Origin of the sequence: Pseudomonas fluorescens (genome assembly GCF_005938625.1) — a bacterium.
Lineage (GTDB): Bacteria > Pseudomonadota > Gammaproteobacteria > Pseudomonadales > Pseudomonadaceae > Aquipseudomonas > Aquipseudomonas fluorescens_BD.
The window spans coordinates 1-17,141 of sequence record NZ_VCNJ01000027.1 but is presented as its reverse complement, the minus strand read 5'-3'; the positions used below and the strand labels follow the sequence as shown (position 1 = coordinate 17,141).

At 60.1% G+C, this 17,141-nt stretch carries 21 protein-coding genes and 1 pseudogene; all 22 read left to right on the top strand.

Features of this window, described 5'->3' with window-relative positions:
- Window positions 1-10: 10 nt before the first annotated feature.
- Window positions 11-328, top strand: coding sequence for a phage holin, lambda family (locus tag FGA82_RS17815; protein ID WP_249384259.1), 318 nt, complete (start codon window positions 11-13; stop codon window positions 326-328).
- A gap of 481 nt (window positions 329-809) precedes the next feature.
- Window positions 810-1,379 (top strand): terminase small subunit, encoded by a 570-nt coding sequence (locus FGA82_RS17810; RefSeq protein ID WP_141128062.1) that lies wholly within the window; start codon window positions 810-812, stop codon window positions 1,377-1,379.
- A gap of 4 nt (window positions 1,380-1,383) precedes the next feature.
- On the top strand, window positions 1,384-3,378 hold the full coding sequence (locus FGA82_RS17805) for a phage terminase large subunit family protein (RefSeq protein WP_141128061.1): 1,995 nt from the start codon (window positions 1,384-1,386) through the stop codon (window positions 3,376-3,378).
- A gap of 1 nt (window position 3,379) precedes the next feature.
- Entirely contained in the window at window positions 3,380-3,586 is a 207-nt protein-coding gene (locus FGA82_RS17800) for a phage head-tail joining protein (protein ID WP_064596156.1), read from the top strand.
- Window positions 3,586-5,067, top strand: a complete 1,482-nt coding sequence (locus FGA82_RS17795; RefSeq protein WP_141128060.1) for a phage portal protein — start codon at window positions 3,586-3,588, stop codon at window positions 5,065-5,067. Before FGA82_RS17800 ends, FGA82_RS17795 begins: the two co-directional genes overlap by 1 nt.
- Window positions 5,064-6,218 carry a head maturation protease, ClpP-related gene (locus FGA82_RS17790; RefSeq protein ID WP_123377022.1) on the top strand — a complete coding sequence of 385 codons (1,155 nt, stop codon included), beginning with the start codon at window positions 5,064-5,066 and terminating at the stop codon, window positions 6,216-6,218. Before FGA82_RS17795 ends, FGA82_RS17790 begins: the two co-directional genes overlap by 4 nt.
- Window positions 6,215-6,559 (top strand): head decoration protein, encoded by a 345-nt coding sequence (locus FGA82_RS17785; protein ID WP_141128059.1) that lies wholly within the window; start codon window positions 6,215-6,217, stop codon window positions 6,557-6,559. The genes FGA82_RS17790 and FGA82_RS17785 overlap by 4 nt, the downstream gene beginning before the upstream one ends.
- 62 nt (window positions 6,560-6,621) lie before the next feature.
- Window positions 6,622-7,617 carry a major capsid protein gene (locus FGA82_RS17780; RefSeq protein ID WP_141128058.1) on the top strand — a complete coding sequence of 332 codons (996 nt, stop codon included), beginning with the start codon at window positions 6,622-6,624 and terminating at the stop codon, window positions 7,615-7,617.
- A gap of 2 nt (window positions 7,618-7,619) precedes the next feature.
- Window positions 7,620-7,940: a head-tail joining protein gene (locus FGA82_RS17775; RefSeq protein ID WP_141128057.1), complete on the top strand. Its 321-nt coding sequence runs from the start codon at window positions 7,620-7,622 to the stop codon at window positions 7,938-7,940.
- Window positions 7,937-8,602, top strand: coding sequence for a hypothetical protein (locus FGA82_RS17770; protein WP_141128056.1), 666 nt, complete (start codon window positions 7,937-7,939; stop codon window positions 8,600-8,602). The genes FGA82_RS17775 and FGA82_RS17770 overlap by 4 nt, the downstream gene beginning before the upstream one ends.
- Window positions 8,595-9,107 (top strand): hypothetical protein, encoded by a 513-nt coding sequence (locus FGA82_RS17765; protein WP_141128055.1) that lies wholly within the window; start codon window positions 8,595-8,597, stop codon window positions 9,105-9,107. The genes FGA82_RS17770 and FGA82_RS17765 overlap by 8 nt, the downstream gene beginning before the upstream one ends.
- On the top strand, window positions 9,104-9,688 hold the full coding sequence (locus FGA82_RS17760) for a phage baseplate assembly protein V (protein ID WP_141128054.1): 585 nt from the start codon (window positions 9,104-9,106) through the stop codon (window positions 9,686-9,688). Before FGA82_RS17765 ends, FGA82_RS17760 begins: the two co-directional genes overlap by 4 nt.
- A gap of 55 nt (window positions 9,689-9,743) precedes the next feature.
- Window positions 9,744-9,992 (top strand): hypothetical protein, encoded by a 249-nt coding sequence (locus FGA82_RS17755; RefSeq protein WP_249384258.1) that lies wholly within the window; start codon window positions 9,744-9,746, stop codon window positions 9,990-9,992.
- Window positions 9,993-9,997: 5 nt separating this feature from the next.
- The gene (locus FGA82_RS17750; RefSeq protein WP_141128053.1) at window positions 9,998-10,324 is read left to right on the top strand and encodes a GPW/gp25 family protein; all 327 of its coding nucleotides are present in this window, start codon (window positions 9,998-10,000) and stop codon (window positions 10,322-10,324) included.
- Window positions 10,321-11,202, top strand: a complete 882-nt coding sequence (locus FGA82_RS17745; protein WP_141128052.1) for a baseplate assembly protein — start codon at window positions 10,321-10,323, stop codon at window positions 11,200-11,202. Before FGA82_RS17750 ends, FGA82_RS17745 begins: the two co-directional genes overlap by 4 nt.
- A gap of 1 nt (window position 11,203) precedes the next feature.
- The gene (locus FGA82_RS17740; protein WP_073473012.1) at window positions 11,204-11,812 is read left to right on the top strand and encodes a phage tail protein I; all 609 of its coding nucleotides are present in this window, start codon (window positions 11,204-11,206) and stop codon (window positions 11,810-11,812) included.
- Window positions 11,805-13,757: a phage tail protein gene (locus FGA82_RS17735; RefSeq protein ID WP_141128051.1), complete on the top strand. Its 1,953-nt coding sequence runs from the start codon at window positions 11,805-11,807 to the stop codon at window positions 13,755-13,757. Before FGA82_RS17740 ends, FGA82_RS17735 begins: the two co-directional genes overlap by 8 nt.
- A 12-nt stretch (window positions 13,758-13,769) precedes the next feature.
- Window positions 13,770-14,201, top strand: coding sequence for a phage tail assembly chaperone (locus tag FGA82_RS17730; protein WP_141128050.1), 432 nt, complete (start codon window positions 13,770-13,772; stop codon window positions 14,199-14,201).
- A gap of 103 nt (window positions 14,202-14,304) precedes the next feature.
- Window positions 14,305-15,474 carry a phage tail sheath subtilisin-like domain-containing protein gene (locus FGA82_RS17725; protein WP_141128049.1) on the top strand — a complete coding sequence of 390 codons (1,170 nt, stop codon included), beginning with the start codon at window positions 14,305-14,307 and terminating at the stop codon, window positions 15,472-15,474.
- A gap of 13 nt (window positions 15,475-15,487) precedes the next feature.
- Entirely contained in the window at window positions 15,488-15,991 is a 504-nt protein-coding gene (locus FGA82_RS17720) for a phage major tail tube protein (RefSeq protein WP_102902301.1), read from the top strand.
- Window positions 15,992-16,004: 13 nt separating this feature from the next.
- On the top strand, window positions 16,005-16,604 hold the full coding sequence (locus tag FGA82_RS32760; RefSeq protein ID WP_141128048.1) for a phage tail assembly protein: 600 nt from the start codon (window positions 16,005-16,007) through the stop codon (window positions 16,602-16,604).
- A gap of 150 nt (window positions 16,605-16,754) precedes the next feature.
- A pseudogene (locus FGA82_RS17710) lies at window positions 16,755-17,141 on the top strand (phage tail tape measure protein); the annotation flags it as partial.

Below are 17,141 nucleotides of genomic sequence, written 5' to 3'. Positions count from 1 at the left end.
GATGCCGAACATGCCCCCAGAAAAAGACCCGGCTTTCTGGGTCATTGTTGCTGCTGCACTCAAGGATCACGGGTTTACTGGCCTGCTGGCCTTCGCCCTGAGCTACCTGCGGATCCTCTACGATGACAAGGAGCCGCGCTGGGATCGCCAGTTGTTGGAGGCCGCTTTGGGCGGAGTTCTGACGTTCCTGGTGGGCATCGGCGCTGAGAAGGCCGGTCTAGGTGGTGGCTGGTCTTACGGGGTTGCCGGTGTTGTCGGCATTCTCGGTGTTGAACAGGTGCGACAGTTCGGCCGTCGTGTGGCTGAGCGCAAGGCGGAGACGCTGTGAAGCGCCGGCCGCTGGTGACGTTGATGGTTGTCCTGCTGGCTTATGCCTTGTCGGGACATTTGGAGTGTCGAGAGTCGGCCGCTTGTGACGTGCCGGCCGTTACGCATAACGAGGTGTTCCAGTGAGTTGCAATTGGTCAATGCGAGCGGCGGCGCACCGTTTTGGTGCTGAAAATCGCCGGGGACCCTGGGGTTTTTCGTAGGGTACGGGGTCGGAAACCCGCGGGAAAGCGTTAGCCACAGGGCTGGAAAGTTAGTTGACAGCGGTTGACAGGTTGACAAGGAATTCTGTGTTTTCAGCGACAGCGTTCGCATGACCCAAACAGTGTTTTTTAGTGGAGTCCCCCCCGGTTCTATTGGGCTGTAGGCGTTTTCATGCCTGTTCAATTTCTTGAACAGCAGCCCCTGTGCAATGGCCAGAAGGCTTGTCAACTAAGCCGGGTTAGTTGACAGGCTTAACAAGCCACGACGATGGAGGCCGCATGGCTTTTGTAACTCGCAAGGAGTACTGCGAGCTGAAGGGGTGGTCTCGGCAGTACGTTGGCAAGCTGGTCAAGAGTCAACGACTGGTTCTGAATGCTGCCGGGCAGATTGATGTGGAGGCCAGCGAGCAGCTTCTGGCCATGACGAGCGACCCGAGCAAGGCCGGCGTCGCCGCTCGACATGAGCGCAATCGCCCGAAGCGGAGTGATCAGCCACCGCTGGAAATAGTCATCGCAGATTTTGTAGATGACCCCTCTGGTCAGGTACCCGACTTTCAAAAGTCACGCGCTCTTCGTGAGCACTACCTGTCGCTTCAGGAAAAAGACAACTTCCTTAAAGCCCGAGGCACCTTGGTAGAGCGCAAAGCGGTCGAAGATGCGGCCTATAACGCCGGTCGCTTACTGCGTGATCTTTTGCTTGGAATGGCGCCACAGCTATCGCCGGAACTGGCATCGCTGTCTGATCCATGGCAAATCGAAAAGCGTCTGACGTCGGCTTTGCGACAAACACTGGAAGATGCTGAGCGGCTGTCAGCAGCAGATCTACAACAAGCCATTACCCCGAGCTAACCCTATGTCCTTAGAAATGTCGAACGGTGCGACGGTGTACCGCGAAGCGTATTTCCGTGGGCAGCGACCAGAGCCAGATGTCTGGATTGATCAGTGGGCCGACGAGTACATGCGCATCCCGCGCGACACGGGTGCGGCCGAGCCTGGTCAATACCACACTTCGCGTACCCCTTATGCGCGTGAGCCGATGCGCTGTCTGTCACCTGCCCACCCGTGCAAGCGGGTGGTGACCATGGTGGCTTCGCAGTTGATGAAAACTCAGATCGCCTTGAACTGGATCGGCGGCCTGATCCATATGGCCCCGTCCAACATCCTCACGTTGTTGCCCAGTCTGGGGTTGGCCAAGCGGGTATCGTCGCGGATTGGTAAAACCATCAAGGCTACGCCGGTTCTGCGTGAGCGCGTGGCGTCCAACCGCTCGCGAGATGCGCGCAACACCATGGACACAAAGGAGTTCGAGGGTGGTTCGCTGTACATCACCACGGCCGGTTCAGCGGCCAACCTGGCGGAGCTTTCCGCACGCTACATCTACGGCGACGAGGTTGATCGCTGGAGTGTGGACGTGGGCGAAGAGGGCGACCCGGTCGAACTGGCCGAGACTCGCGGCAGTACTTTCGGCCGTAACGCCAAATTTTATTTTTCCAGTTCGCCGACGGTCAGGGGGGCGTCACGGATCGCTGATCTGTTTGAGGTCAGCGATCAGCGTTACTACTACGTGCCGTGTCCAACCTGTGACCACATGCAGGTTCTCGAATGGGAGCGTTTGCATTACTCGGCGGATTTTCAGGTTGTGCATTACCAATGTGCCGGCCCCGACTGCGACGTCCTGATCGAGGAGCGCTATAAGGGCGAGATGCTCGCGAAAGGGGAGTGGCGGGCACACACCCAAGGCGATGGCGAAACCATCGGTTTTAACTTGAATGCGTTGTACTCGCCGCCCGGGTGGACCGGTTGGGCCTCGTTGGCCAAGCAATTCGAGAAGGCTAAAAAGGCTCAGGCCAAAGGCGATCTGGAGCCGATGCAGGTGTTTTATAACACTCGTCTGGCCAAGGTCTGGGATAGCGCTCAGGAACAAACCTCGGCCGATGTGCTGAGGGATCGGGCGCGGCTGGAAAACTACAGCCTTGGCTCAATGCCCGACGGCGTGTTGATGCTGACCGCTTCGGTTGACACCCAGGCCGACCGCCTGGAACTGATGGTGATGGGGTGGGGTGTCGGCATGGAACGCTGGGTGGTCGACTTTCAAGTGATCGCCAGCGACCCCACAGATGAGCGCACCTGGGCGGCGCTGGACGAATTACTCAAGGCCCGTTACCGGCACCCTTGTGGTGCTGATCTGATGATCATGGCGACTGCGGTCGACTCCGGTGGTAGGCATACAGATGAGGTCTATCAGTTCTGCCGTATGCGCCGATGGCGCAACGTGTTCGCCATCAAGGGGGCGAGCAAGCGGGGCCGGCCGGTGATCGCGCAGCGACCTTCGATGGTCGACGTGACATGGAAGGGCCTGACTGAACGGCATGGCGCCGAGCTTTGGTTTGTTGGTACCGACACGGCGAAGGACTGGATCTACAACCGCTATGTATTCGACACCGGCCCGGGAGCGCTGCACTTTGCCAACGACCTGCCGGATGACTTTTTCGCCCAGTGCGTGGCTGAGCGCAAAGTCACCCGTTACGTCAGGGGGCATAAACGCATCGAATGGACCAAGGGCAAATCCGAGCGTAACGAAGCGCTCGATCTGTTGGTGTACAACCTGGCCATGGCCCATTACCAGGGCATCAATCGCTACCAAGAGCACGATTGGGCGCGGATTCGGCAGGCGATCTACCAGTCGGTTTCGGGCGATAGTGGCCAACCCGTTCAGAGCGAGCGGCTCAGCCGGCCAGTCGAAACACCGGCAGCACCACAGGCGCCGCAACCAGCCGTGAAATCACGTCCGGCAGCCGCTCCCCCACAACGCCGCAGCTCCACCAGTGGCTACCTGAAGAGACGCTGATATGTCATTTACGAAAAAGCACCTCGACGCGGTTGAGGCGGCCATTGCTCGCGGTGAGAAAACTGTGCGCTACACCGACCGTACCGTGGAATACCGCACGGTCGATGAACTGCTCGCGGCGCGCGCGGAAATACGCTCGTCGCTGGCACGCGACGCTGGGCCACGTTCGCGCGTGGTCCGCCTTTATCACGGGGGCAAGGGACTTTAATGGCCCGACATTTTCCGACGTTGACCCGTAACGGCTTTGTGCTGCCGTCCAACATCAAGGCCAGTTACGAAGGCGCTGGTGAAGGCCGCCGATCCGCTAACTGGGACGCTCCCGACAACGGGATCAACAGCATCAACACCCCGGCACTGCGCAATTTGCGGTCGCGCTCCCGGGCAGCGGTTCGCAATGACCCGTATGCCTTCAACGTCATCGACAAGCGCGTCAGCAACCTGATCGGCACCGGCATCACCCCTCGGCCAGCGACCGATGATGATGTCCTGCGCAAGCTGCTGCAGGAGCTGTGGAGCGATTGGGTTGATGAGTCTGATGCGGATGACCGCACCGACTTTTACGGCCAGCAGGCGCTAGTGGCGCGCACGGTGGAAACATCGGGCGAGTGCTTCGTCCGGTTGCGTCCTCGCAGTCGGGACGAAGGTTTGGCGGTTCCGCTGCAGTTGCAGATCCTGGCGCCGGAGTTCGTGCCGCACGACAAATTCGAGAGCACCAAGAGCGGCAACGTCATCCGTGCCGGCATCGAGTTCACGCCCGGCGGCAAGCGGGTAGCGTATTGGATGTACCTGTCGCACCCGCGTGATGCGGCCTCGTTGAACGCCGGCTACAACCAGTTAGTGCGCGTCCCGGCCGCGCAGGTGCTGCACATCTTCGAACCGGTTGAACCTGGCCAGTTGCGCGGTGTGCCGCGATTGTCGCCGGTACTCAAACGGCTGCGCAGTCTGGACAACTACGACGACGCGGTGCTGTTCCGTCAGGAGGTGGCCAACCTGTTCGCCGGTTTCATCACGCGCCCGCCGCCTGACGCGGGTCCGGCTCCACGCGATCCGGTCACCGGCGCGTTATTGGATCTGGACCGCGACGGCTTCACGCCCATGGTTGCGCTCGAACCCGGCACCATGCAGGAACTCGGTCCGGGCGAAGAGGTGGAATTTTCCAAACCGCCGGACGCGGGCAACAACTACCCGGACTTCATGCGTCAGCAGTTGATGGCTGCAGCGGCGGGTAGCGGTACGCCTTACGAGATCCTCACCGGCGACATGCGCGGAATCAACGACCGAGCATTACGGGTGGTGCTCAACGAGTTTCGGCGCCGCCTGGAACAACTGCAATTCAGCGTGTACGTCCATCAACTTTGCCGCCCGGTGCGGGCCGCTTGGATGGACATGGCGGTGCTGTCGGGTGTTCTGGTGCTGGACGATTACGCACAGAAGCGCCGCCAGTACCTTCGCACTCGCTGGGTACCGCAAGGCTGGGCCTATATCCAGCCGGTTCAAGACGTGCAAGCAAGAGCGATGGAGGTGAGAGCCGGTTTTTCGTCGCGCAGCGAGATGGTCCTGCGTACTGGCTACGACGCCGAAACGGTCGATCTGGAAAACGCCGCCGATCTGAAGCGGGCCACAAAGCTGGGCCTCAACTACAACACCCTGGATGCCGTCGAAGACACCGACGACAAGGAGCAACCATGAGCAAGAGCGCGAAACCGCGTATTTACAACCGCGCCGGCAAACGCGTCGAGGTCAAGGACAAGACCTGGTATGCCGTTCATGCCAGCGGCGAGGCCACCGAGCGAGTGATCGAAGTCTTCGTCTATGGCGAGATCGGTGCTTGGGGTATCACTGCCAATCAATTCGTGCAGGATCTGCGCGCCATGGATGATGGTGTGTCGCCGGTGGTCGCCGCGTTCAACAGTATCGGCGGTGACCTGTTCGACGGTCTGGCCATGCACAACGCGCTGTCGCGGCTGGGTGAGCGCTGCACCGGCCGGATCGATGCACTGGCCGCGAGTGCGGCCAGTGTGGCCGTGTGCGGCGCACACCGCGTAGTCATCGCGGCGAACGCCATGTTGATGATTCACAACCCATACACCTATACAGGCGGTAGCGCTGAGGACTTCCGCCGGGTTGCTGATGTATTGGATCAGACCTTGGAGGCGATCATCGCGGCCTATAAGGCCAAGGCGCCCGACATTGATGACGCCGAACTGCGGCGAATGGTTGATGCTGAAACTTGGCTGACCGCCAACGAAGCGGTGGCGTTGGGGCTGGCCGATGAAGTGGGCGACGGCGTCAAGGTCAAAGCCTGTCTCGGTCAAGGCGCGGTGCTGCAACGATTCCAGAACGCACCGGCTGATTTGCTGGCCCAGCTCGACGAGGCACCCGAACCGGATCCGGATCTTGATCCTGTCGAACCGCCGCTGGTGCCGCCTGTAGTCGACTCGACCAAGTTGGCATTGCTGGTCACTCAGCGCTGCACGGCGGCGGGCATCAGCAACCTGGTCGAGCCGCTGCTTAAGTCCACCCAGCTTGAAAGTGAAGAGGTCGTTTTAGCCGGTCTGGCACGCGCCAAGGCGGTAAACGACCTCTGCGTGGCCGCGCGGTTGCCGGAATTCAGCGCCGAGTATGTCGCGGCAGGTCTGGACGAGGCGGCGGTGCGGGCGCGTCTGTTCGACAAGATTGTCACCAGCGGTAAGGGCTTTGAAATCGACAACAGTCTGCCGCTGGCGGACGATCTGGCGCCCAAGGTGCTGGCCAAACAACCTGACCCCAACTCGATTTGGGCTGCTCGCCAAGCGGCCCAAACTGGAACCGCGCAAAGCGCGAAAGGAGCAAGAGCATGACCATCAAACAGGAACCGATGCACGCAGGTGAATTCCTGCTGTCCGAAGGCGCCGGCACCATTTCGCGTGAAGCGATCAACGTCGCGGCCGGTCCAGCGTTGTGGCCCGGGCAAATCCTCGGGCTGGTGACCGCTTCCGGCGAATTCGCCCCCTACGAACCGACTGCTGAGGATGGCACCGAAAACGCTGTTGCCATTCTCTACGGCCCGCTGGGCGAATCCGATGTGGTGCGTCGCGGTCGCGCCGTGGTGCGGTTGGCCGAAGTCAGCGAAGCGCATTTGACCGGTCTGGATCTGGCCGCCGAGAAAGCACTCGCCACTCATTTCGTGATCGTCCGCTAAGTCGATCCTTCTTTTGTATGCATCCCGCCGCGTGCGGGATTTTTCGTTTCTGGAGAGTACCCATGGCCGATATCGCCATTTTTGAAGACGAAGCGTTTACCGTTACCTCGCTGACCGCTGCACTCAATGATCAACCCTACCTGCCGGGCCGCATCAGCGCCTTGGGCCTGTTCCGCGAGGAAGGCATTACCACCCTGACCGTGCAGATTGAAAAGGACGGTGACACCCTGGCACTGGTGCCGGCCGGTGAGCGCGGTGGTTCTGGCCTGGTGGTTGCTGCGAGCAAGCGCAACCTGATCCCGTTCAACACCGTGCACCTGCCGGAGCGTTTCACCATCAAGGCGGATGAGATCCAAGGCATCCGCGCCTTCGGCACTCGCACTGAGCTGCAGGCGGTGCAGGACGTGGTCAATGCGCGTCTGGCTAAGGCGCGTCGTCAGTTGGACGCCACGCATGAGTTCCAGCGCATGGGCGCACTCAACGGCCAGATCCTCGACGCTGATGGTTCGACGGTGCTGCTGGACTTGTATGAGCGCTTCGGTGTGCAGCGTCAGAAGATGTCCATGGGGCTGACCAAGGCCGATACCGAGCTGCGGGTCATGTGCGGTGAGGCGCTGGACATGCAGGAGGATGCGCTGGGCAGCGTGACCAGTACCGGTTCGCGCGCTTTCTGCGGCAAGAACTTCTGGAACAAGCTGATTGTTCACAAGTCGGTCAAAGAGACCTACCTCAACAGTCAGCAAGCGGCAGCGCTGCGTGGCGACGCCCGGGAAAGCTTCGAGTTCGGCGGCATCATCTGGGAGCGCTACCGTGGCAAGGTCGCCGGTGTTTCCTTCGTCCATGACGATAAGGCGCTGCTGGTGCCTGAAGGCGTGCCGGATCTGTACATCTCGGTGTTCGCGCCGGCCGACTACATGGAAACGGTCAACACTCAGGGCATTCCGTACTACAGCATGATCGAGCCGTTGCCGATGAACAAAGGGATGGCCGGTGAAGCCCAGTCCAACCCATTGCACATGTGCACTCGACCACGCGCCCAGATTCTGCTGGAACTCTGACCGTGGGCTTTCGCGATCTGATCGCCGACGTCGACGCGGTGGTGTTCGAAACGCTGGGCGATACGGCACGGTTCGAGGGTCGCGAAGAGCCAGTGTTCGGCATGTTTGCCGCGCCCTGGCTGCAACCCAAGTTCGGCAAGCTCAACACCGGGTTGCGCGAGCCTCGCTTCGAGATCCGCGTCAGCGATTCGCAAGGTCTGGAACAGGGCATGCTGGTCAGCGTTGACCTGCCTGCCTTGGATGGCGGCGGTGACTACGATCTGATCCAGCTCGAACCGAGCGGTGACGGGCTGGTCGCCCTGATTCTGAGGTTGCGGCCATGAGCGTCGGCAGCTATTTCAAACCCTCGGCCGGGGGCGGGATGATCTCTATCCAGTCCTCGGCCGCAGATTTTCAGGCGTTCCAGGACTTTGCCAAGGTGGTGCCGAAAGCGGCCGCTGCGGCGCATCGACGCGCAATCAACAAGACGTTGGGCTGGTTGCGCACGCACATTGCCCGAGCCGTCAGCCGGTCAGAGCGCATTGCTGTTGCAGCGGTGCGTCAGCGGTTGCGCAGCTATCCGGTTTCCGGCGGTGCCGCGAGCGGCAAACTGTGGTTCGGTTTGAACTCCATCGAATCCAGCCGGATCGGCCGGGCGCGGCAGACCGGGAGCGGTGTGTCGGTGGCGGGGCGGCGTTATGAAGGCGCCTTTCTCAAGAAGGTCTACGGCAACAAACCCGACATCTGGATCCGCACAGCCAGCAAGCATTTCAACGGAGACGACTACCCGGACAGCACGGTGTCCCCCGGTCGCGGGCCGAGTTCGGGTTGGGTCGCCGAAAACGGTAGTCGTTTCCCGCTGGCCAAAGCCAAGGTGTCGCTGGAGCAAGCCCGTCCGCATTTCGACAGTTGGGTCAAAAAGGCAGATGAGCGTCTGCTGGAGATTCTCAAGCAGGAACTCAACTTTGAGCTGCAGAAGTACCTTAAGAGGATCGGCAATGTCTGAAGAACCGTTCAGCCTGGACCAGTTTTATCGGGCGGTAGAACAGCATCTGCGTACCCACTTGCCTGGCGTGCAAACCGTCACAGTCTGGCCAGACATTAAGGATCGCGTGTTGCTGCCAGCGGTGTTTCTGGAGGTGGCCGAGATCGAGCCGGGTAAAGATATCGGCACCGGCGAAACCTCGCTGGTGTGCAAGTTCGAGGCTCGGATCATTGTTGACCCGATCAAGGCGCACCATCATCAACAGGCCGTGCAATTGGCGACGCAGTTGGCGGTGCTGCTGCGTTCGCAGACGTGGGGGTTGGCAGTTGAACCCGCCGAGTTTGTGCAATCGCTGCAGGACTGGACCCAGCCGCACCTGGATGGATACACGGTGTGGCTGGTGGAGTGGACTCAGCAGGTTTATCTCGGCCTTGAGGAATGGCCGTGGCCGGACGAACCGCCGGGGTCGTTGGTGTTTGAAGTCGATCCTGGTGACGGGCAATTCAGTCCGGAGGATCTGCCGTGAGTTACGCAAGCGCCCAGCATGACCGCATGATCGCGGGGGCGGTAAAGGCTTGCTACGTGGTCGCGGTGGATCTGTCCGCTTCGCCGCCGGCATGTCGCGTGTCGGATGGCAGTGAATGGGTCAGCGCCTGGGTGCGGTGGCACAGCATCGCCGCCGGCAAGGCCAGGCACTGGCGGGCGCCGTCTTTGGGCGAGCAGGGCAGTTTGATCAGTCCCAGCGGTGACGTGTCACAAGGCACGTTTGTCCCGGGCTTGTATGGCAATGCCGGGCCGCCGCCAGATAATCGCGACCATGTCGAGGTCTGGCGTTTTGATGATGGCGGCTCGCTGGTCTACGACTGGCAGGCCAAGTCTTACACCATCACCCTGCCGAGTGGCACGGTGGCGATCAAGGTCGGCGGCACGGACGTCGTCGTTACGGATAACGCGGTAACGGTGAAGTCGGGAACGATTGATCTTGAAGCGACCGTGAATATCAAAGGGCCTGTCAATATCGACGGCGCGTTATCCGTAACGGGCAACATCGACGGCGCTGGCAACATCATGGCCGTCGGCAACAGCGACAATCACCACAAGCATTAACCCAAACATTCATCCAGCCCGCCAAGTGCGGGCTTTTTCATGCCTGGAGAACCACATGGCCAAGATCGATATGACCTCAACCGATGCGCAAACGTCCTCGGAACCGGCATTGTCATCCTCAACTTACTCATCGCCGGAGTCCTTGAAATTCCGCGACAAGATCTACACGTCGCGACTGGTGATCGTGCCCGGTACTGACCGTTCCTATCCGGTGGAGAAGGCGACGGTCGTGGTGCCGGCCTCCGACATCGAGGCGGTCAAGTTCCTGAAAGCCAGCGAAGAATACGAGCCGTTCAAGGAGTGACATCGATGATCGGAATGGATCGCCAGACCGGCCTACCCATATCCGGCATCGAGCATCTACGGCAATCCATTGCCGACATCTTGAGCACGCCCCTGGGCAGTCGCCGGCACCGCATGGAGTACGGCAGCAAGCTGCGTCGGTTTGTCGATTTGCCCGTTAACGAGGGCTGGAAAAGCGCCGTACAGGCTGAGGTTGCCCGCGCTCTGGAGCGCTGGGAGCCGCGTTTGAAGTTGGATCAGGTGCGGGTCGTTTCCGTCATTGGCGGGCAAATCAATCTGCAAATCGTCGGGAAGTACCTGGGCGACGGCGTCACGTTGGAGGTGGCTGTATGAGTACCGTTGATCTGTCGTCGCTGCCGGCGCCGACCGTGCTGGAGCCTCTGGACTTCGAAGAGGTTTATCAGGACGGTTTAGGCGTCTTTCGTGGGTACATGGGTGGCAACTGGACGGCCGCGCTGGAAAGCGATCCCGTGGTCAAAGTGCTTGAGGTTGGGGCTTACAACAAGGTCAGCAACCGCGCCCGGGTCAATGACGCCGGCAAGGCGCTATTGCTGGCGCACGCCATTCGCGGCGACCTCGATCACTTGGGGGCCAACGTCAATCTGCAGCGCCTGGTCATTCAGGCCGAGGATCTGCTGGCAGTGCCGCCGGTGCCCAAGGTCATGGAAGACGACGACCCGTTTCGCGAGCGCATCCAGTTGGCCTATGAGGGCTTGACCACGGCCGGCCCGCGTAACAGCTACATCCTGCACGCGCGTAATGCCTCGGGGTTGGTGGCAGATGCCACGGCTGAAAGCCCGGCGCCTTGCTACGTTACGGTAACGGTGCTGGGGTTTGATGGGGAGGGTGAAGCGCCGCCGGAGCTGCTGGCCACCGTAGCCGCTGCGCTGAATGACGATGACGTGCGGCCGGTTGGTGATCGGGTGACTGTGCAGAGCGCGCAGGTGATCCGCTACGAGATTGATGCCATCTTGCACATGGCCGGCGCCGGCCCGGAAGTGGATGCCAGTTTGGCCGAAGCGAAAAGCCGATTGGCCAGTTGGATCAATCCACGCAAGCGGCTGGGCGTCGAGGTCGCACGCTCGGCTGTTGACGCTCAGTTGCACGTTGCCGGCGTTGCCCGGGTTGAGTTGATCGGGTGGCAGGACTTGGCCCCGACCAAGGCGCAAGCGGCGTTCTGTACGCGTTACAGCGTGAGGCTGGCGGGCTGATATGAAAAGTCTACTGCCGCTCAACAGCACGCAACTGGAACGGGCCATGGAGGCCGCGTTTTTCGAAAAGACGATTGTCCCTCTGCGCGACCTCTACAACCCCGACACCTGCCCGGTGCACCTGCTGCCGCATCTGGCGTGGGCGTGGTCGGTCGATCGCTGGGACTACCGATGGTCTGAGGCGACCAAGCGCGCGGCCATCAAGGCGTCTTTCTACATTCACAAACACAAGGGCACCATCGGCGCGCTGCGCCGCGTGGTCGAGCCGCTGGGCTACCTGATTGAGATCGTCGAGTGGTTCCAGACGGTGCCCGAGGGTGTGCCGGGCACCTTCGCGCTGAAGGTCGGGGTGCTGGATACCGGTATCACCGAGGAAATGTATCAGGAGCTAGAGCGCCTGATTGACGACGCCAAGCCCGTTACCCGGCAACTGACCGGGCTGGCGATTAGCCTGGAAACCCAAGGCAACTTAGATATCGCCGTATCCCTCTACGACGGCGACGAGATCGACGTTTACCCACCCGTCATGCGTGACATCGAGGTCACCGGCAGCTTTGGCGTGGTCGGCCGCGAACACACCATAGACACCCTGGACGTTTATTATGATTGATGCGAACTCGCAGTTTTTCGCGATCCTCACGAACGTGGGGATGGCCAAGCAGGCGAATGCCGACGCGCTTGGCATTCCTTGGAAGCTCACCGAAATGGGCGTGGGGGATGCCAACCCGAACGGGCTGGCGGATCCGCCTAATCCGATTCCGTCGGCCGATCAAACCAAGCTGCTCAACGAGTGGCGCCGCAAGCCGCTCAACCAACTGAAGATCGACCCGGTTAACCCGGCGGTGATCATCGCCGAGCAAATCATTCCCGCCGATGAGGGCGGTAAGTGGCTCCGCGAAATCGGCCTCTACGATGCGGACGGCGATCTGGTGGCGGTGGCCAACTGCGCGCCAAGCTTCAAGCCGCTGCTGTCGCAAGGCTCTGGCCGCACGCAAGTCGTGCGCATGAACTTTGTGGTCAGCAACACCGGAAATATCACGCTCAAGATTGACCCAGCGGTGGTACTGGCTACCCGCGAATATGTTGACTCGCGTCTTCTGGACGAGTTGAGCAGGCTCGACATTAAGCAATCTGTGCGCGCCGCAACGACGGCCAACATTGCTCTACTCGGTTTGCAGGTGGTGGATGGTGTTTCGCTGAGCGCCGGCGATCGGGTGTTGGTGAAGAATCAGACGGTTGCGAAGGATAACGGGCCATATGTGGTCGCGGTCGGTGCCTGGGCGCGGGCCAAGGATGCCGACAGCAATGCCAAGGTCACGCCGAATATGACGCTGGCGGTTGAGGTGGGTGCTACTCAAGCCGACACAATCTGGCAGTTGGTGACAGATGGCGCGATTGTTGTGGGTGTCACAGCCCTGACGTTCAAGGACATCACCGACGGCCTCGCCCGTTTGTTTTCTCCGAGCTTTGTCGGCAACCCAACGGCCCCGACGCCTGCTCAGTTCGACAGTGGTGGCTCGTTGGGAACAACGGCATTTGCAAAGCGGATGGGTGTTGAATATTCAGGCTTGGCCTCGGTCAGCGTCAGCACGGTTCTGACCAACTCGATTATCGGCGGTGTGGTTAGTGCGTCCTCTGTAACGCCAATCAATGTGACGTTGCCGCCAACGGCGGGCGTGCCGCTTGGGGCCACGATTGAAGTGGTTAATGCTGGGGGCGGCGGGGCAGTAACTGTTCTGGCTTCTGGCGGTGACGGGCTGACTGCGCAAAGCGGCCTCGTCGTGCCGGTCGTTCTAGGGGCAGGGGATAACGCATATTTTATTAAGGTGACGGGCGAATGGCGCTTGCGTGGCGGGTCTGCGTCTCTTAAATACTCCGCCCTTATGTCTGGTCAAAACTGGATAACGCAGCCTCAGTTCGATAGCTCCAAAGCACTTGCAACAACTGAGTTTGTACAGCGTGCAGCGGGTAGTTTGGCCGGGTACGTAAACTACTCGGCAAGCGCTACGTTGACGGCTGCTGATGTCGGTAAGTATGTGTACGCAAGTGCTCCAGTCATGACCCTTACATTGCCTGATGCGGCTTTGCTGCCTGCTGGGAGCAAGCTCTACATACAGGCCGGTTCTAACACTGCCTGTACCGTAAAGTCCATAAACGGCAATGTGTCTGGGCCTAACGGCAATCCAAGTGGTTCGCCTAATGTGGTGCTTGGCAGCGGTATTGCAGCAGAGTTCATCGCCTGGGGTGCGGGTTGGCTATCTGTCGGGGGCACCGGGCTGGCTTCGCTTTCCGGCAGCGGCTTTCAAAAGATGCCTAGCGGTCTGATTATTCAATGGGGTTTTGGGACTGCTGGCAGCTCGGGTACGACGATCATCAATACATACCCGATCGCTTTCACTAAAGCGGTTTATAGCCTTGTTTCGCAGCATGTTGGGGCTGAACCCACTGTAAATATTATCTCTGACAACGCTTTTATTTACTCACTTACGCAGTTTGGATTGCGCGGGACTTACTCAACTACCGTTTCCGTGATGTGGATTGCAATCGGGCAATAATGGCTTAGGGAGATGCTCGTGTTCTATTCAAAAGCTACCAAAGGGTTCTATGACGAATCTATTCATTCGTCTATGCCGGATGACGTTGTTGGAATCTCTGCAGAGATGCACGCCGAGCTGATGGGAGGGCAGGCGGCAGGCAAGGTTATTTCTTGTGGTGATGATGGCTATCCGCGGCTGATTGATCCGCCGCCGGTCAGTGATGAGGTGTTGCAATTAAATGAGCGCGTTTGGCGGGACGCTCAATTGTCTGCTACGGATGGTGTTGTTTCGCGCCACCGGGATGAGCTGGAGGAAGCGCAAGAAACCACGCTGACGACGGCGCAATACGCTGAGCTACAGGCTTATCGCCGAGCACTTCGCAACTGGCCGGAGGCGGGAGAATTCCCGCTGATTGATCATCGTCCGCCGCCGCCTTCTTGGCTGGCAGAGCAGATCCAATAAACGCCCCGCACTGACGGGGCGTTTTCTTTTCCGTTACGCGTAACACGAACACCCTCACAGCCTCGCTTATGCGGGGCTTTTTCGTTTCTGGAGACTGACCCTTATGAGTGGTTTATTTCACGGCATCACGACCACGGTGGTGGAGACCGGCGCGCGCACCATCTCGCTGCCGTCGTCGTCGATTATTGGTTTGTGTGACACCTTCACCCCGGGTGTCCTCGGCGGCGGTACAGCCAAGGCGGGCGAGCTGAAGTTGATCACTACCGAGCGCGAAGCCATTGCCGCCTTCGGCGCCGATTCGGCAATCACCAAGGCCTGTCAGGCGATCTACGTCAAAGCCAAGGCGGTGATCGTCGCCATCGGCGTGGCCAAGCTGGAAGACCCTGCGCTACAAACCTCGGCGATCATCGGCGGTGTTTTGGAGTCGGGTCAACGTACCGGCCTACAGGCGCTGCTCGATGGTAAAAGCCTGTTCAATGCTCAGCCGCGGCTGTTGATCGCGCCGGGTCATACCGCGACTCAGGCGGTGGCCACGGCGCTCGACAGCTTGGCACAGAAGCTGCGCGCCATCGGCATCATCGATGGCCCGGGCACGACTGATGAGGCCGCCATGGCCTACGCCGATAACTTCGGCAGTCGCAACCTGTTCATGGTCGACCCGGGCGTCAAGTATTGGGACACCATCACCAGCAAAACCGTCGACGCGCCCGGCTCGGCTTGGGCAGCAGGCCTGTTTGCCTGGACGGATGCTGAATACGGTTTCTGGGCCTCGCCATCGAACAAGGAATTGACCGGTATCACCGGTACCGGCCGCGCGGTCGAGTACCTGGACGGCGACGAGACGTGCCGAGCCAACCTGCTCAACAACGCCAATATCACCACGATTATTCGCGACGACGGCTATCGCCTGTGGGGTAACCGCACGCTGTCGAGCGATCCGAAGTGGGCATTCGTTACCCGCGTTCGCACGTTGTTCATCCTCATGGACGCGGTGCAGGCCGGGCACAAATGGGCGGTCGACCGCTCGATCACCAAGACCTATGTGGCCGATGTCACCAACGGTCTGGATGCATTCCTGCGCGACCTCAAAGCCCAGGGCGCGATCATCAACTTTGAAGTGTTCGCCGACACCGAACTGAACACGGCCAGCCAGATCGCCCAGGGCAAGGTGTATTGGCGCATCCGTTTCACCGACGTGCCGCCGGCAGAAAACCCGAATTTCCTTTTCGAAGTCACCGATCAGTGGATGACCGAAGTGCTTGAAGCAGCCTAAGGGGGCGTAACCAATGATTCCTCAGACTTTGTACAACACCAACCTGTTCGTCGACGGCGTGAACTTTTCCGGCGACGTGCCGAGCCTGACGCTGCCCAAGCTGACCACCAAGACCGACGAATATCGTGGCGGCGGCATGGCTGGCCCCATCGATATGGATCAGGGGCTTGAAAAAATGGAAGCCTCGTTTGTCACCAAAGGCGTGCGCCGCGAGTCGCTGAAGTACTTCGGCTTGGCTGACGGCACGGCGTTCAACGCCACGTTCCGAGGTGCCTTCAAGGGCCAAAAGGGCGCGGTGACAGCGGTCGTTGCCACCCTGCGCGGTCGCCTCAAAGAGGTCGATCTCGGTGACTGGAAAGCCGGTGATGCTGCCGAGATCAAACACGCCGTTTCGGTCACGTACTACAAGCTCGAAATTGACGGGCGCCTGATGTACGAAATCGACATGGTCGCCGGCATTCAGGTGATCGACGGCAAAGACCAACTGCTCGAAGTGCGCCAAGCCCTCGGCATGTAAGGAATAGATCCAGATGACTCAAGTAATCGCTAAAAACCTGCCGGCCTGGCTGTCGCTCAGTGCGCTCGGCGCTGTTGTAACGCTGACCCGCCCAAGCCAAGCCAATAGCGTCGACGTCGAGACGTTGAACCTGCGTAACCCGACCGTGCGTGAGGTGCGTGCGGCTGATCGTGCTGCCAACGGTGATGATGAACAGCGCGAACTGATGCTGTTCGCAGGTCTCGCCGAAGTCGGACTGAAGGATCTGGAAGGCCTCAAGCTGACGGATTATCGCCGCGTGCAGACGGCGTATTCGCACCTGGTACCGAAAACCGATTATTCGGCCTTGATGCCGGCGTGGTTGTCGCTGACCACCGATCAGGTGCTGGTAACGCTGTCGTGTCCGAGTGAAATCAACGGCGTGACCGTCGACAAGCTGGCCTTACGTTCGCCGACCGTGGGCGACGTGCGGGCGGCTAACCGTGAAGTGGGTGGCGATGATGAGCAGCGCGAGCTGGTGTTGTTTGCTGCGTTGTCCGGTGCGCCTGTCGCGGATCTGGAGGGGCTGAAGCTGGTGGATTTTAACCGCTTGCAGGCCGGCTATTTTCGCATGGACAACGACGACGGGCTTTAACCCCAGCGTGATCAAGTCGGCGGCGAAACGTCTGGCGGCGGAAACCGGATTTTCCGCCGCTGAGATCCAGTCGATGCCGTTCGCGGATATGGTGTGGTGGCTCACGGATTGAGCCGCCATCGGTAGTGCTGGGCACATGAGGGCCACGACATGGCAAACAAACTCGCCCTCGGGCTGGTGATCGGCGGTGCCGTCAGTTCCACGGTCGGCGCCGCGTTCAAGGATGTGACCGGGCGCATCAAGCGCCTTGAGGCAGAAGGCAACAAAGCGCGCGTGCTGCAGCGCACGATTGGCGACACCATCCGCCTGCGTGAAGAATGGAAAAAGGCTCACGACACCGGCGCTGCCGGTGCGTCCAAATTACTCAGCCGTTTGAACTCGAACCTCGACAGCTTGAAAAAGCAGGGGGTCGAGGTCGGCCGGCTGGAAAAAGCCTATCGCTCGATGGGGCAGACGGCCAACAAAGCCGAGCTGAAAGCCAAGGGTCATCAGCAGATTGATTCTGGCGTAAAGGGCATGAAGGGCGCTGTCGGTGCG

Bases quoted from the DNA above. Each gene is read 5' to 3' on its own strand.
- FGA82_RS17805 (WP_141128061.1), top strand. From the start codon at position 1,384: ATGTCCTTAGAAATGTCGAACGGTGCGACGGTGTACCGCGAAGCGTAT.
- FGA82_RS17720 (WP_102902301.1), top strand. From the start codon at position 15,488: ATGATTCCTCAGACTTTGTACAACACCAACCTGTTCGTCGACGGCGTG.
- FGA82_RS17815 (WP_249384259.1), top strand. From the start codon at position 11: ATGCCCCCAGAAAAAGACCCGGCTTTCTGGGTCATTGTTGCTGCTGCA.
- FGA82_RS17800 (WP_064596156.1), top strand. From the start codon at position 3,380: ATGTCATTTACGAAAAAGCACCTCGACGCGGTTGAGGCGGCCATTGCT.
- FGA82_RS17750 (WP_141128053.1), top strand. From the start codon at position 9,998: ATGATCGGAATGGATCGCCAGACCGGCCTACCCATATCCGGCATCGAG.
- FGA82_RS17740 (WP_073473012.1), top strand. From the start codon at position 11,204: ATGAAAAGTCTACTGCCGCTCAACAGCACGCAACTGGAACGGGCCATG.
- FGA82_RS17795 (WP_141128060.1), top strand. From the start codon at position 3,586: ATGGCCCGACATTTTCCGACGTTGACCCGTAACGGCTTTGTGCTGCCG.
- FGA82_RS17770 (WP_141128056.1), top strand. From the start codon at position 7,937: ATGAGCGTCGGCAGCTATTTCAAACCCTCGGCCGGGGGCGGGATGATC.
- FGA82_RS17810 (WP_141128062.1), top strand. From the start codon at position 810: ATGGCTTTTGTAACTCGCAAGGAGTACTGCGAGCTGAAGGGGTGGTCT.
- FGA82_RS17785 (WP_141128059.1), top strand. From the start codon at position 6,215: ATGACCATCAAACAGGAACCGATGCACGCAGGTGAATTCCTGCTGTCC.
- FGA82_RS17745 (WP_141128052.1), top strand. From the start codon at position 10,321: ATGAGTACCGTTGATCTGTCGTCGCTGCCGGCGCCGACCGTGCTGGAG.
- FGA82_RS17730 (WP_141128050.1), top strand. From the start codon at position 13,770: ATGCTCGTGTTCTATTCAAAAGCTACCAAAGGGTTCTATGACGAATCT.
- FGA82_RS32760 (WP_141128048.1), top strand. From the start codon at position 16,005: ATGACTCAAGTAATCGCTAAAAACCTGCCGGCCTGGCTGTCGCTCAGT.
- FGA82_RS17790 (WP_123377022.1), top strand. From the start codon at position 5,064: ATGAGCAAGAGCGCGAAACCGCGTATTTACAACCGCGCCGGCAAACGC.
- FGA82_RS17755 (WP_249384258.1), top strand. From the start codon at position 9,744: ATGGCCAAGATCGATATGACCTCAACCGATGCGCAAACGTCCTCGGAA.
- FGA82_RS17780 (WP_141128058.1), top strand. From the start codon at position 6,622: ATGGCCGATATCGCCATTTTTGAAGACGAAGCGTTTACCGTTACCTCG.
- FGA82_RS17735 (WP_141128051.1), top strand. From the start codon at position 11,805: ATGATTGATGCGAACTCGCAGTTTTTCGCGATCCTCACGAACGTGGGG.
- FGA82_RS17765 (WP_141128055.1), top strand. From the start codon at position 8,595: ATGTCTGAAGAACCGTTCAGCCTGGACCAGTTTTATCGGGCGGTAGAA.
- FGA82_RS17725 (WP_141128049.1), top strand. From the start codon at position 14,305: ATGAGTGGTTTATTTCACGGCATCACGACCACGGTGGTGGAGACCGGC.